Here is a 14,416-nt window from a genome sequence, read left to right as displayed (position 1 = left end):
TTTTCTTTGATGGTGCAATTATTTAGCACCACCAAAGGGTTTTACCTTTTATAAATTATAAATCTTTCAGCTTTACATAAATCTCCATTTCCAAATGACCATCGATCCTCGCATCATTTAGATATTTTTCCATCATCGGAAAATTATCGGGTTCAAAGCCACTTTCAGGTAGCCACTCCGAGTATAAACTTAACTGTGTGTCTAAAGTTTCTTCTGGCTGGCCCTTAAAGGAAACTACCGCGTATTTTCCTGATGGGATCTCGTTTCTTTTAAATGGTTCATTAATTGTAATATCATTATCAACCACTATAGAGGCTGTGTAACGACATTTTTCAATGGGTGTTACTGTCGGATTATCATAAGCCAGTGCAAACTTTTGTTGCGCATCTTCTTTTATTCCAGCGTTACGCCCCCAGCTGATCAGTTTATCCCAGGTATCATAAATCGATTCCATTTGATAACCATTTTCAGAAGCTAATGTACAAAGGCTCATTGCATCTAACTCTCGTATTTCTACTTTCATCTTTATATCCTCTACACTTTGTTTGTTTATCACGTCATCTTTGACGCGGGTAGGATATAAATCTGAAGGCTCAAACGCTTTTCCATATTTGCTAAATAGTTTTCCAATCTTGCTATCTTTTATTTTCTCGGGATTTCTTATTTCGGATGGTGTATAGCCAAAATGCTGCTTAACGGCTTTGGCAAAGTTGGCACTTGATGAAAATCCACTATCTAGAGCAATCTGCGTTATGGAAATTTCTGATTTAAAGATCAGCATATTCACAGCTTTTTCTAACCGTCTTCTCGCTATGTAGTTATTAACAGTTTCGCCTTTAATTCCAGTAAATATTCTATGGAAATGATATACGGAAAAATGACTAACTTTGGCTACATCGGCCAAAGATATCCTTTCCCTTAAATTATCCTCTATGTACTCAACTACTCTTTCTATTCTTTTTTTATATTCGTTTTTCATACTGTTTACTGTTCAGTTACAACTAAACCGTCACATCTAATGACCCTTATAATACTTTAGATCAATCTAAATCGGCTGATAAATTCTATACGGCGGTATCAATTTCCAGTGGCAATTTCGGATCCGACCCCCACTCGATCAAACCGCCATCATAAACCGCCACATTTTTGTGACCTAATAAATTTAGGACAAAGGCATCACTGGATGCTGCTATACCCCCTCCACAATACGTTATTATTTTTGGCAATTTAAGCACTTCTTCAAATTTTACCCGTAGCTCTTCCCTGGAGCGGTAGCGACCAGTCTCTCTATCCAGTATTTCCCAGGCCGTAACATTTTTTGCCCCCGGTATATGTCCCCGCCTTTTATATTCATTCTTTTCTCCTCGATGTTGTCGCCGCCCCAAGGCACTGACAATGCAGGTGTTATTATCTTCTAGCGCTAATAAAACAACTTCCTTATTTACGATTAGACCTCGTCTCTCTTGAGGCGTGAATGTTGTTTCTGAATACTTTGATACCTTTTTACTAGTGGCTCTTTTTTCTTGTAACCAAGCTTTCAAGCCACCATTCAATACCGCGACTTGATCAAATCCAAATTTTCGGAACATCCACCAAAGTCGAGCCGCCCACATATTTTCTCTGCTATCATAAATGACAACCCTGTGATGGTTGCCTATTCCTGCACTTCCTATCATTTTTGCAAAATGTTCTTTTGGAGGTAAGGTAAAAGTGTAGGAAGGTTTGGCTGGATCTGCTAACTTTCTGTGGTCAATAAATATAGCACCGGGTATGTGGCAACGTTTAAAACCCCGCCAACCACTTTTGATTCGAGGGAAAGGCCACAAACTTACCTGAACTGTTGCATCGATTATCCGCAAGTCAGGATCATTTAAATGTTTCTCTAACCATTCGGTCTCAACCAGTGGTTTTATAGAGTGCTCATTGAAGGGCTTAGAACTGAAATTTTCCACAACCACTCCCTGCCGTTAATGATTAAACGGCATACTAGTTAGCGATTATCAGAAAAGGCTTAAGTATTGATGTACTGTTCAGACAGTAGCAACCCGCTACAAACCTTTCCCAGTAACCTAATACTTTATAATACTCCTCACAACTAGTGGCAGCAATCAGCTAAGCACAAGGTCATACCCAGGAAGTTTATTTATTGAACCTACTTCTTAGTGAGTGTTTACAAACAGCTGCACATACTGTTTTATTTTTGCTGTGCTATGATTGGCAGGAATAAAGGCTCATATTTTTCTATTAATTGAGCCAACTATAAAAGGAGTTACACAATGACAATATTTAACTTTTCACGCAATTTACAAAAAGGGTTAGCCTCATCTGCAGTGATAACTATTATTGCAGTTTTAGCGATTGGTGGGGGCATTGCTTATTATGCCCTGAGTGATACTCAGTCTCCTAAAGACAACCAGACTCCTCAGGTAGACACTTCAATACAAAATCAGCCCGCTAACACTACTGAAATTGTTCAGCCAAAGCCCAAAATTTCTGTTGATGCTGAAACCTTCTGTCAGCAAATCAGTGCTGTTGGGGGTGTTTTCAATAAAGAATATACTGGCGGCCGTGTTAGAGAAAATGCTTCATTTGGTCCTAAAGCAGGCTGCTCGTGGAATGGTCCTACTGTTACGGTTTATTTTGGTGATAAATCATACCATCGCATGAGTACTGGGTTTGGCTCAGAGATCAATGAAGACTATGCAGGTCTGGATTTTACCGCCTTTAAAAAGGAAACCTCAACAACCACCGCTGGCTATGAAATTCGTGTCGAATCCGACAAAGGCTGGACAATAGTGATTAATGATGGGCGAGGCCTTAAGCAGGATATAACCAAAGAGCAGTACAATAAAATTGCTCATATTGTTAATGATGCTTTAAACCAGCATTACTAGTTTTTATTTCCAATAACAAAGGGTCAATCTTTTCTGAATTTTGGCCCTTTCTTTAACTGCAGCACTTTCCTTCCTGAATTGGCGGGCACTTAACCGTACCATAAGAGCAGTAAACACAGCAGTCACCTTCTTTCGGCCTTAATACTGTTCCACATGCCTCACAGTCATAAAAAAACTGACAGTAATCGGTAGGCATTACTTCTTCCTTCTGATGACCGCACTCTGGGCAAGTAATAACGGATTCTAAAATAACCTTTTTCACAATGACTCCTCTGAAATAACAATCATTTGTCATGGTTTATGATTTATTTTTTCATCAATGCTTTCATTTATAAAGTAATTACTTTATCCCTGCAGGATATTCATTAGCTCCTAGATCAAAAAGGCCACCGTTGAGGTGGCCTAATCGATCTTTTTAGTTATATTCCCCAGCGTGCTCTGGTTCCCCTGACGTCAACGTGTACAAAAGGTCCATGCACTGCATTGGCTTTATAAACTCCAATACCACCTACTAAATCATCACGGTGGTCATGGATGGCATGATTGTTAGCAACGCTATATAAATAATGGGCATCATCTTTATTAATTTTTCCGTCGCCATTAATGTCATCCATAATCCCAGATTTCCTTGAATCGATATAAATATCCGAAGCATCACCATAAATATGACGGCTATTGGCTACATTACCAATGGCCTTGTTGTAAGCCGGTGTACGATACCCGCTCATGATCACAAAACTGTCTGCGCGAATACCTTTCCTATTAACGTCAGTCAGCAGGTTTTCTAAATTCTCCAGGAGATTCTGCTTCAGCACGACATATTTTGGATAGCCACCTGCCTGTTTACATAAGAACTGCTCCAACGTGAAATGCGGAGTAATTCGTGTACTCTTATTTTTCGGTGTTACCTCTATAAACCCTTCAGGTGCGGCATATGCATCCAGCCCCTTTAATGGTTTTGGGTAGTTACCAATTTTGTAGCCATTCAGTACGCCATTTTTCATTTCACTGGCAGGTCGAAGCACAAACACTGATAGGGTTATTTTCTGATCACTATCTTTATCCATTGTTTCAATCCGGTATAACCCTGGTGTTTTTGGTGCTTTCCACTCTAACAGTCCGTTCCGCCAATTCAGGTCTTGCCATCCCTTTCCTAGCTCAACACGACTTACAAGCTCTTTTCTATTTGAGCTCATTTGTAGCGTTTGCCCGGGCATTATTGTTTGGAAAAATAATTCATAAGGAATGTTTTTATTATTTACGTTCAGATCAAAAGATGCTTTACCACTTTGATAGTCCTTAGTTTGGGTCACTGCATGCGCTTGTTTTGGAGATAAGACCCAGATGGCAACTATCATCAGTAAAGCCAAGGTCGTTCGCCCCTTATATAAGTCATTCAGTTTAGTCATCGGTCGTAAAAGCTCCTTCACTGTATACAGTGAACAAATATTAAAAACAAAATAATGCCCTGGACCATCCTGTTGACCCTTTGATATAAATCCTTTGAAAATTAATGCAAGTGAGTACTTGCCACAGGTTGTTGCAATGCTTCATACAGCTTCTTATCACGCTGATAAATATCAGCACGAAACTGAATCGTGTTATCCTGCCCCAAGTAGGCAGTCCGATACTCCAGTCGTATGGGCACCGCGGATGCTAAATATACCGTATTTGTATATTTTTTGTTCAATTGTTTTTTTATATCGATATCATTCAATCCATCGGCTCTAAGTATCCACCACACCAGATCCATCGGATCCTGCACCCTGATACAACCCGAGCTAAATGCTCTTAAATCATTATTAAACAATGACTTAGCAGGTGTGTCATGCAAATACACCTCATACGGATTAGGGAACATAAATTTGACTTGTCCTAAAGCATTATGAGCCCCCGCCGCCTGTACTAAACGATAAGGAAATTCGTTTTTTGTGACTTTTCTCCAATCGATATCATTTGGATCATTAATTTTGAAGTCCTGTAAGTATACGCTGAACTGATTATCGAGCAGGTACCTGGGGTTTTCCTGAATCAGTGGTAATTTATCTTTTCTTGCTAGCTCCCAGGGAACGACCCATGTAGGATTTAACACCAGGTATTGGATTTTATCCTCGAAAATTGGTGTTGGTCGCTCTACTTCACCAACGATAACCGCTTTCCTCAAATGTAATTCGCCACCCTCAAGCGCCCACAATTCATAGCTTGGAATGTTTACTTTAATTAATCTTTCATATTGTTCCGCTCCATACCACCGGATTCTTTCCAGGTTCGCTGCTAACTGCTTAACTCTCTCCTGGGGGGTTATATTTAAGGCTGCGATGGTTTTCTTTCCGATTACGCCGTCCACTTCTAACCCGTGACGCAACTGAAATCGTTCAACGGCCTTGATTAACTCCCCTTCATACACCAAACCAAACGGCGCCTTTTCTAACCAGTCAGGAGACACGTCTTGCCAAAACACCAGTCGCTCGATAATAGGACTTAATCTTGAGTCAACCATCGCTGGCTTGATTGAAGGTTTTAAAGCCAGGGGTTCCCAAGCTGGAATCTGTCTTTGGGAGAGATCTTTAAGGTAGTATTTCATTGACTGATATTCGTTTGAGGATGGTTCAATGCTTTCAAAATACGATTTTAACGTTGGTGCTATTAGGGCTCTTTCGATACTTAGCAGAAAGTCTCTTTCTGACTTTATCACCTCTGTCTTTTCGAACAGTTTGTTTGGATTAATCTTGCCCGACTGCAGGTCATGCGTCAGACCGATAATTGCGTCCGTTTGCAAAATGTCACAGTCTTCTACAACTTTAGTGTCAGGAATAAGGCATCTTTCATCCAACATCTGAAGGTGATAATCCTGCGCGCTTAACCCTTGAGTATGGATATCTTTTAGATAAGCAACCAGCTCCTGTACTGGGTTTCCTTGGCGATATACAGGCGCCCAAAGCATATCGAAATCTTTTTCACTATAGAGATGATAAGTTTCATCCAGATTATTCAGTGAAGCATTCAGCTCCAATAATCTCTCCCTCTCTGAGTGATTTCTTAAGCTTTGATTGATTGGTTTATTAACTTTTTGGTAACTAAACGATCCGGCATTATTTATAGTATTTGCCTTTAAGGGTGAAGGGGGGGCCTGGGCTAAAACCTTATGGCTGGAAACGCAGACAGCACTGACGATAGCCACGACAGGTAACAGGTGGCGGATCGTAATGCCATGTATGAGCCTATATCTCATCTCCATACTCCGACTTTGAAATAGCTTCCTAGCTTTATTAAGTATAGTCCTTTATTAGCCGGTTTTCGAACCTATAGGGATGATGTCTAGAGGGCATTATTTATCAAAGAGTTAAGGCTCAATAAGTCGATTAGGAGCTGTACTACTTATCTATGTTTGTACTGAGTCGGGCAATACCCGCGCTCCACTTCGGGGTGTCTGAGTTTCTTATGCTTGGTTTTGCGTCCTGATACACGTTTCCGCCAAAGCCTGAAACTACTCGGTTTCAGCTCCCTTCGCATCAGCGCGATTACGTCTTTTTCTGGTAAGTTATATAGGGTCTCAATGGCCTCAAAGGGTGTTCTATCCTCCCAGGCCATTTCGATTATTCGATCTACGTCACTTTTCTCCATACTCTCTTGGACATTAGCTTCTGGTATTTTTATTGTACTTAGCTGACGTCAATAATAGGTGAGTACTTTAACCGAACATAATGCGCTCAAAAGTGTAGCTCTCATAAACACCCTCTTTTTTCGTTCTATCCCTATCCATTGACTCCATTTCTTCGAAACAGGCCATGGCGGTATCGTACTCTTCACACCCGTCTTCAAAACTCCGATTAAACATCAGTAATAAATAATCAAATGACTTTTCCGTTCCAAGCTCGCCTAAGGTATATGCAAGTTCCACCAGTATTTCTTTACCGCCATATCCATCAAGTACTTTTGTTAGACGCTCTAAATCTTTGTCGGTTATGTTACCTCGTAGGTCCTTTAATATTTTTATAATATTTGCTTCTGACTTCCTAAATTCTTCACTCCTGAGGTCTGCAGTCATAACGGTATTTAAATCAGACTCATACTCAGTCAACACTGTATCTTTGTTCATTATGGTTACCCTTTTTTAATTAATGTATTCTGCTTCTATTGTGCGGCATAATTCTGGAAGTAGCGCAGTGAGCCATAGATGAATAATTACTTATTACTTTCTCACTGGACTCCACTACGCTGGTTTTTTCTTCCCTTAAATTATGCTTGTTCTTTTTGCAGTTTCTCCAGAATATTAATAACTTCTTTTAAGTCCTCTTCACTACCTTGTTCATCTAGTGGCTCATAATCAATAACAAGCGGTAAAACTTTTAGAGTCTTTTGAGCCGCTTCTATTGGGCAATGCTCACCAGCAAAGTCAGGCTCTACGCCTTTTTCTATTAATTTATTGACCACATCCACCAGGCCATTACCTGCAGCTACGCTTAATGCCGTACCAGACTTTCCCGACCTCACCTTATACACAGTGTTTAAGTTAAAGTCATAATTCTCAAGCATATCAATCGCTATTTTAGTTTTAGTGTCTGCATCAATTTCAAGACTGCTGATGACATCCGTAAGCTTTGAGGTAGGTAACTTTTTCCAGCCATGCGGCTCTGGATTTACCAGCTGAGCGCCTAACTCCAGGGCTCTCTTTAGATATTTTGTTTCGTATATTTCTGGATTTAATAATGCTTCGTTAATATGTACGAAACCTTCATATTCCTGAACAAAATCAGATTCCTCTGTAGGTGACCAAACATCATCTTCTTCATTGTCTTCATCCTCTTCAATATCTTCTTCTATATCGATTGATTCTGACAAATCCTCCCTTATTTCTAAAGGAGCCATCTGTAACCAAATTTCTCCGATTTCCTCTTCTCTTTCGACGTTGTGATCACCCTCAAAATCCACATTTTCAAAATAGGACTCACCGTCCTTATTCAGTATGTAATACTCATCGAAGCCGTATTCATGGCTGATCTTTCCATAGACTTCTATGTCTTTACCTTCCTTGATTAGTGTCTTAATAGCCGGCATCCAGTCGTCACCAAAAGTAATGATTCGTAAATAACCATCTACTAATTCCATATCCTCAGCAGTAAACCTGTCCCACTCATTAAGAGACCATGATGATGAGTCACTACCTTTAGTCGCGTCGATGCCCGCATGTTTGAAAAGAGCAACCATGGAATCATAAGAAACATCATCAAAGTCATTTAAAACTGTTTTCATCAGTTGCTCAGGTGCTTTGATTACGACATAACCACTAGCTTCTGCCATTGTAATTCTCCTATTAGATTTTTTCCGATTTATTTTCAGGCATTGTTGAATAGAAATTGATCGTCAAATGAAGTGACGGGTAAATAGTGTCATTGATCAAGAATATGTGCTCTTCTTTCAACCCTATAAAGATAATGGGCCACTTTATTTATTATTCCATTTTCAGCTAATTTACTACTCTCTTTACTCATTTTCATATTTCCGAAAATGAAGGGGGGAACCCTATCATCTTGACCCTTAAAACTAAATAAATTTTCCCTTCTAATTTAAGCTAATTTTTTCATTTCTAATCATAGAACTTATAGTTGAAATCGGTAATATTTCCTTTCCAGACTAATTTAAGTTGATCCTCGCTGTACCAGCCAACCTCTCCGTAACAGGGAACTCGCATCCCATCGACTTTCTTGTAATTCTTAAAGTGTCCTTCCCAAGGCGTTTTAACATATTTGTTTTGTTCTTTTCTGTAACGTCCCGGTGTATAAATTCCAGTTGCCTCACCTGAACTATTAAAATGAAATTCTAGCGAGACAGTTGCTCCTTGATCACGCAACGTGGCTAGCGCAGCTTTATCGTCAATTGCGCTCCATTCCACACCCGACTCCGGTAGCAGCGCCGTGGGGTACCACACACTTTCCGCCAGATAACGATGTAGTGCACCAGTATTTAGTTCGGGTATATTCTCTTCATACCCTATGAGTAGAGAGGAAAGTAAACTAACCCTGCCTGAACCAACACCGTTAAAGTAACCGTCCGTAACTCTAATATGGGTCGCTAAAGGTGTTTTGAGTTTAGCATTCCATAGAAATCCCGGTGAAAACCCATTGGCAGAATGCTTTGCGCTAAATGGAAACCATTTTTCTGACTCAGTACTGGTTCGCACCACACCATCCTGAGTTAGGATAGCTGTTTTTATTATTTTCTGGCCATCGGTTAAAACACGTTTGAAATAACGTTTCACCGGAGCCGGAAGGTTATCTAGGGAAGAAAAACTAACTACTCTGTTAGTATCAACACTATTCTTCTTTAATCGTTCTAATGTGTTATCTATTCTTTTTTGCTCTCTCAGATAACCCATGAATAAGACTACGATGATTACCGCTATTATCACCGCAATTACCAGTAACCACTTTTCCATAACCTTGTCCTTACGTTATTTTCATTTGCATTTTTTATTTCTAAGCCTGGTATAGTTTTCCCTGAGTTACCCATTGCAGCGGGCTTTAGTTACGCGATTACTCTGTTAGTTCATTTAGCTCTGAGGTCTCACGCGTAAAATCATTACTTTTATAATTCTTCGGAATAACTCCACCACACCACATTGTATTCAGTTTCCCTGACTTTTGTTTAAATGCATAAATTAAATATTCTTCCCCTTCTTCAAACCAATAACCAAAACAACCGGCCCCATTATCAGCTGTATGTAGAACTTGTACTTGGCCGCTTCCTTTCCATGTCTTTGTTACATTAAAAGTTACTATTATTTTCTGATCACCAAAAACGTTTTCATCATCAAGATATTTAACAGATTCCACCACGCCCGAAAATACTTCTTCATGTTTAGAAAGTTTTTCATCAACACCTCCCATTCGACAGCTACATGCTAGCACCTCATATGAAGCTGTAAGTAGAAATATAATTACTATGATATTTTTCATCTATAACTCCTAGTAACACTTTTTTATAGCGTGATGAAAGATTAACAATGCTAGTCTAGCCTGCTCACATAAACAATTTTCGAAGTCTGACTCCCTTTGTTACTAACTCAATCTAGACTCGGCTCAGGAAGGATTGGTGACGTACTATCCATATAAGTTAAATATGTATCCCAGATTTCATGTGTACGCTTTTTTGTCAATTCAGTAGAACACGATATCGACATTACAGAACGTATAGTACCTTCACGCCAAACATCATGGACCGAACCACAGTGAGCTTTTCGGTAAGCTAACCATGCGCCCTGTGCCTCAGTAATCGATTTGAGTACGATCTCATCATTTGAATATCTTTTTTTCCCAGCTTCCAGATACTGCCCCATTATTCTTTCAGCCGAGTCCAGTTCAGCACTTGCACAATGGTTCATATCTCGGGTTGTATATACTTCGTCACAATTTATCTCTTGTGCATTTGCGGCTAGAGTTAATCCACACAATGTAATAAATATTATTTCTTTTATTTTCATTATCGTATTTTCCTTTGTAACAGTTTTTGACCTTAACTTCTTAACCTACCAGTCCCGTAACACAGTTCGGAGGTATCGCACTATAAGGTAACTTTTCGTAACGTTTTTGTAACAGCTTCATTTCCACAGAATTATAATTTAGATCACCCTCTTTCTTGGCAGGAACACTCAGTTCAACAAGTGCAAATTTTATTTTCTTATTCGTATAATCTGTAATCTCTAATTCTGTATATCGACTATCCATCCATCCGCATTCAAACCCATAGTTACGCCAGGTCTCATTTCCGCTGTACGGTAATATTTTTATATCTTTTGCGCCAACCACTCGATACGAATAGAATTCATAAGGAAGATCCGGGCCGGTTGTAGACGTTAGAAATATATATTCGCAGTCTTGATAACAGTGGTATTCATAAAGCTCCTCTGCCTTGAAGAATCGAATCCTATTTTTGCTGTCTTTGACCGTATCGACAATCATTGTTAGATACTCGCCAAGGTTTACCTTATTTTCAATCCTCTCTAGAGTAATGCTTGCTCCATATGCAGTTCCTTCTAAGCACAATAACAATACTATTAATAATTTTTTCATGTTGCCCTCTGCGAATGCTCGTGTCTCATCGGATTGACTAATTCCGAATAATACTTAAATTCAAGAAAGTTCCCTGCAGGATCTTCAACGATATATTTTCCAGATTCTTTTTCCGAATCTAGATTTTTTAATTTTTGGCGAAAATACATACTCAACACCGTTTGACTGCAGTCTTTCTGAAAGCTTTTGCCAATCATCTTTTTGCAGTATTACCCCGAAGTGATCGATTGGTATCACACTAGAAAACTTATTTTGCTTACGGATAGTTAGTTGGTAACCAAAAAAATGAATATCCACCTAGTTTTCTTCTTCTTTGCCTTTAGTGCACCCAAGCGTCACTTCATAAAATTTTCGTGTATCTTCGAAGTCCTTGGCACTAAAAGATAAATGAAAAATTCCTCTCATTCTTACCTTATTTTGGATTTATTAAGCCTATCCGCCAAATTAAAAATGGTACTAATGCTATTGTTTGGTAAAAATTTACTTCTTATGACTCGCAAGTTAAATTTATCGGAAAATTAGAGTTTGGTGCCTGAAATAGCAGTGATAACCCGATACCCTCACTGTTACACGCATCCCCCATTACTTGCACAAAACTTTGGCCCTTATGTTTTATACATATACTTACCGTGTTTTTTGGTACATGATGATTAACGGTAACTTCGACTCTTGTCTGGTCATGAATATCTATGTCGAAATCTTTAACAGCCATTGAATCGTCAATGCCCGGGTATGGCGGCAAATTAGGATGCTCTAACGCGAATATTTCTGAATATGGCACAAGCTCAATATAAAATGACTCACCCCATTCCTCAGTTTCAGGATTTCCTATTTCTACTCTTATTCTCATTATATTTACACGTTTCAAAAATATATCGTTCGTGTTAACCAGCTCGCTGTTCCTGTACTTCCGTGTTAAATGAGTGGTTATTCCTGATGTTGATTCGCCATTCCGCTAACACTAAATTGGGCACCCAGCATATCCAGGCAATCACCGCATAGGCCAAAGTAAATTCTATACCCGCGATCATAGAGAGCGGCAGATAGATCCGTAACATGACTGCAGCAAATGTCAGTGAAAAATTTCTAATCATCCACTTTCGGTGTTCGCCGATATTACCTCGTCGGATTGCAATATAAGCTTTTAAGCCGGTATAAAGCCAAATCACCGCGAGTGTCGCAAAACCGACCTTTGGAATGATGCCACCGTAGGCAAAAAACGCCATATAAAGGCCCGACAGGCCGCCGACCAGAACACCTATCGCCAAATAGGCACGTCCGACCCAACGATGGAGTTTAGTGTATCGCTGCCTGATCATGGTTGAAAACTGAAACGGCCCGAGCGTCAAGGCAACAGCAGAAGCAAAAATATGGCTATAGATACCAATCGGTTGAACTTCGAAATTTGCCCTCATCTCTGGATGCACCAGTGAACCCAGCGGCAAAAAGCCATAAACGTAAACCGCATATCCTGCGACTCCGATTGCTAATAAGTAGAGTAGGACTTTGTTAATTAATTGCATGGGGGGTTCCCTGTATTCTTCCACGTTATGTTTATTCTATTTCACATGGTTTTTCTTTTGTTAAATCTGACACAAGCGGTAGCTTATTTAATATTGCCGGTTTACCACTAACCAATGTGGCTCTCATTTTTTCTCTGATAATAGAATTTTGTTCTGACCATCCTTGTTCTGACTCGTAAACTTCTAAGCTAGGCCATTGCGCATACGCTACGAATCTACCATTATCCGCCTTGTGTAACTTGGACCCTAAACTCCCAAAATTGTTGTAGATGATGTCTGTTGTCTTCTCCCAATATTCTACAAACTTATTTTCTGCGCCTGGCTTTACTTTAAATTCCAGCAATACTGCTAGCATGATACTTTCACCTTTTATTATTATTTTCCAAAAGTCTTTACAGCTGTCTTAGGTTGTTGACGCGAGCTTGGCGCCTTTAACGCCCTCTCTATCAAGCTCTTTTAATATTTTTTTTATGCGCTCCTGATCATTGAGCGCAGAATTGCCGAAGACTTCCACCACTGTTGCAAGTGACGACATGATGTTTTTTAGTTCATCATCCTGACGCATGGTTTCGAGGATGCCTCGCGCTTCCTGTTCGGTAAAGCCTTCAAAACCTTCATTTATATGGCGAAGCACTTGATCAACCGAAAACCATCTCTCCTTCATGCGTGTAAAGCGCAGCTGAATGTCATTAAAGGTATGCGTATGGCTGTGATAGCGATCAAAATGTTCATAATACTCAGCGATATCTGCCTTAATAGTATGATTAGTGATAAGCTCAATTCGCCCGGTACTGACAAGCTCATCCCAGGTGGTTTTCCCCGGGCCCATGGATCTGATCCAACCGAAATTATCTGTCGCTTTCATGAACTTAACCGGATCTAAGGTATCGGTGTCGTCCCCGGAAATCAAACCATCAATATAGATGATATATTCTCTCTTCTGCAGGCTTTCATCATAGATTCGTGTGAAGACACGTAAATCTTCCTGTAAATCTTCGGCCAGTCGCTCAAGATAAATACGTTCGAGCTCTCTGTCCTTTCGTGAGTCGTTCCATTCGGAGACCTGCATACCGAGGAAGATACCGGAAACCACAACCAGAAAATCAAGTCCGACGGCAAGCCAGTTCTGGTCTTTTACATGCTCCATAAAACGTCTGAGTATCATAGTGTCATCTCCCTTAATGCCATATTGGTCCTTACAACAAGCAACGACGCTCAGTATGACAGATAACAAACCTATATTTATTGCTGGACTATTACTCTTTATACCTAACGTCCCGCTAAAAGGCTATGATTAGTCCATCCTGCTGAGTCAACTTTTCTATTGCTGGAACGCCTTTAGCTGGCTTGTTATGAGTTGTATTTTCTAACTCGTGGCAAATGCCAAAGTCCAGTGAACATGGCTAACAGCAACGCGGACCAGACGAACGAAAAGAACAATTCAATTGGGGCCCATGCCACGCCCATCGCACTTAGGATCCAGGAAGATAAAGCGCATGCAACCAAGATGACAAAGCCTGCTTGGGTATACCGCCCTGGCTTATTCCAGAGCCACTTTTCATATGGCCGCAAAAACCACCCTACAAACACCCCATTTACTATCACTAAAATATGCATAGCGGCCAGAAGATCTCCTCCTATTTCTGATCGAGTCCAGAGCGCCGCGTATAAAAGCGACAAAATGAGAAGGCCCCCAGTTGTAGCCAGAAGGACTATCCTGAACATTTTACGCATAACGCCTAGCGCATAAGCAGTTATATCGCGTTGCGCTTGAGCTTTCCTGCGAAAGTAATGAGCGCACATAACGCGGCTTGTTAAGGAGCAACATATAAAACCTCAACTCCCTGAAATTCGATCGTTAGTCTATCGCTATTATCCCTGTTCTCTGTCATTCTTCTAATTTAATCCTCATCAAGCCAAGCACATCATA

General features: G+C 40.1%; 17 protein-coding genes. 1 reads left to right on the top strand and 16 read right to left on the bottom strand.

Features of this window, described 5'->3' with window-relative positions:
* Positions 1-55: 55 nt before the first annotated feature.
* Positions 56-979, bottom strand: a complete 924-nt coding sequence (locus KS2013_RS00285) for an AraC family transcriptional regulator (protein ID WP_068988285.1) — start codon at positions 977-979, stop codon at positions 56-58.
* 85 nt (positions 980-1,064) lie between these two features.
* Positions 1,065-1,952 (bottom strand): sulfurtransferase, encoded by an 888-nt coding sequence (locus tag KS2013_RS00280; protein ID WP_068988283.1) that lies wholly within the window; start codon positions 1,950-1,952, stop codon positions 1,065-1,067.
* 324 nt (positions 1,953-2,276) lie between these two features.
* Between KS2013_RS00280 and KS2013_RS00275 the strand changes: the two genes are divergently transcribed.
* Complete coding sequence (locus KS2013_RS00275; RefSeq protein ID WP_068988281.1) at positions 2,277-2,894, top strand: hypothetical protein; 618 nt, start codon at positions 2,277-2,279, stop codon at positions 2,892-2,894.
* A 52-nt stretch (positions 2,895-2,946) separates the two neighbouring features.
* On the opposite strand, the gene KS2013_RS11800 is transcribed toward KS2013_RS00275, so the two are convergent.
* The 14 genes from KS2013_RS11800 to KS2013_RS00205 all read right to left on the bottom strand — a co-directional run bounded on the left by KS2013_RS11800 (position 2,947) and on the right by KS2013_RS00205 (position 13,651).
* A complete protein-coding gene (locus tag KS2013_RS11800; protein ID WP_071890088.1) occupies positions 2,947-3,189 on the bottom strand; it encodes a GDCCVxC domain-containing (seleno)protein in 243 nt (80 codons plus the stop codon).
* A gap of 124 nt (positions 3,190-3,313) precedes the next feature.
* Complete coding sequence (locus KS2013_RS00270; protein ID WP_068988280.1) at positions 3,314-4,303, bottom strand: D-Ala-D-Ala carboxypeptidase family metallohydrolase; 990 nt, start codon at positions 4,301-4,303, stop codon at positions 3,314-3,316.
* Positions 4,304-4,404: 101 nt separating this feature from the next.
* Entirely contained in the window at positions 4,405-6,126 is a 1,722-nt protein-coding gene (locus KS2013_RS00265; protein ID WP_068994214.1) for a L,D-transpeptidase family protein, read from the bottom strand.
* A gap of 146 nt (positions 6,127-6,272) precedes the next feature.
* Entirely contained in the window at positions 6,273-6,518 is a 246-nt protein-coding gene (locus KS2013_RS00260) for a TIGR03643 family protein (RefSeq protein WP_068988278.1), read from the bottom strand.
* Positions 6,519-6,585: 67 nt separating this feature from the next.
* On the bottom strand, positions 6,586-6,993 hold the full coding sequence (locus tag KS2013_RS00255; RefSeq protein ID WP_068988276.1) for a hypothetical protein: 408 nt from the start codon (positions 6,991-6,993) through the stop codon (positions 6,586-6,588).
* Positions 6,994-7,133: 140 nt separating this feature from the next.
* Entirely contained in the window at positions 7,134-8,195 is a 1,062-nt protein-coding gene (locus KS2013_RS00250; RefSeq protein WP_068988274.1) for a hypothetical protein, read from the bottom strand.
* Between the two features lie 286 nt (positions 8,196-8,481).
* The gene (locus KS2013_RS00245; protein WP_228703684.1) at positions 8,482-9,330 is read right to left on the bottom strand and encodes a DUF6920 family protein; all 849 of its coding nucleotides are present in this window, start codon (positions 9,328-9,330) and stop codon (positions 8,482-8,484) included.
* 97 nt (positions 9,331-9,427) lie between these two features.
* Positions 9,428-9,850 carry a hypothetical protein gene (locus tag KS2013_RS00240; RefSeq protein WP_068988272.1) on the bottom strand — a complete coding sequence of 141 codons (423 nt, stop codon included), beginning with the start codon at positions 9,848-9,850 and terminating at the stop codon, positions 9,428-9,430.
* Positions 9,851-9,957: 107 nt separating this feature from the next.
* Positions 9,958-10,374, bottom strand: a complete 417-nt coding sequence (locus tag KS2013_RS00235; protein WP_083217738.1) for a lysozyme inhibitor LprI family protein — start codon at positions 10,372-10,374, stop codon at positions 9,958-9,960.
* A 40-nt stretch (positions 10,375-10,414) separates the two neighbouring features.
* Positions 10,415-10,936, bottom strand: coding sequence for a hypothetical protein (locus tag KS2013_RS00230; RefSeq protein WP_169816848.1), 522 nt, complete (start codon positions 10,934-10,936; stop codon positions 10,415-10,417).
* A gap of 514 nt (positions 10,937-11,450) precedes the next feature.
* Positions 11,451-11,813, bottom strand: a complete 363-nt coding sequence (locus tag KS2013_RS00220) for a hypothetical protein (RefSeq protein ID WP_156768937.1) — start codon at positions 11,811-11,813, stop codon at positions 11,451-11,453.
* 34 nt (positions 11,814-11,847) lie between these two features.
* Positions 11,848-12,486 (bottom strand): DUF2306 domain-containing protein, encoded by a 639-nt coding sequence (locus KS2013_RS00215; protein ID WP_068988264.1) that lies wholly within the window; start codon positions 12,484-12,486, stop codon positions 11,848-11,850.
* Positions 12,487-12,517: 31 nt separating this feature from the next.
* On the bottom strand, positions 12,518-12,841 hold the full coding sequence (locus KS2013_RS00210; protein WP_068988263.1) for an antibiotic biosynthesis monooxygenase family protein: 324 nt from the start codon (positions 12,839-12,841) through the stop codon (positions 12,518-12,520).
* A 48-nt stretch (positions 12,842-12,889) separates the two neighbouring features.
* Entirely contained in the window at positions 12,890-13,651 is a 762-nt protein-coding gene (locus tag KS2013_RS00205; RefSeq protein ID WP_156768936.1) for a DUF6090 family protein, read from the bottom strand.
* Positions 13,652-14,416: the final 765 nt, after the last annotated feature.

The organism is Kangiella sediminilitoris (assembly GCF_001708405.1).
Classification (GTDB): Bacteria; Pseudomonadota; Gammaproteobacteria; order Enterobacterales; family Kangiellaceae; genus Kangiella; species Kangiella sediminilitoris.
This window is presented reverse-complemented; position numbering and strand designations above follow the sequence as displayed.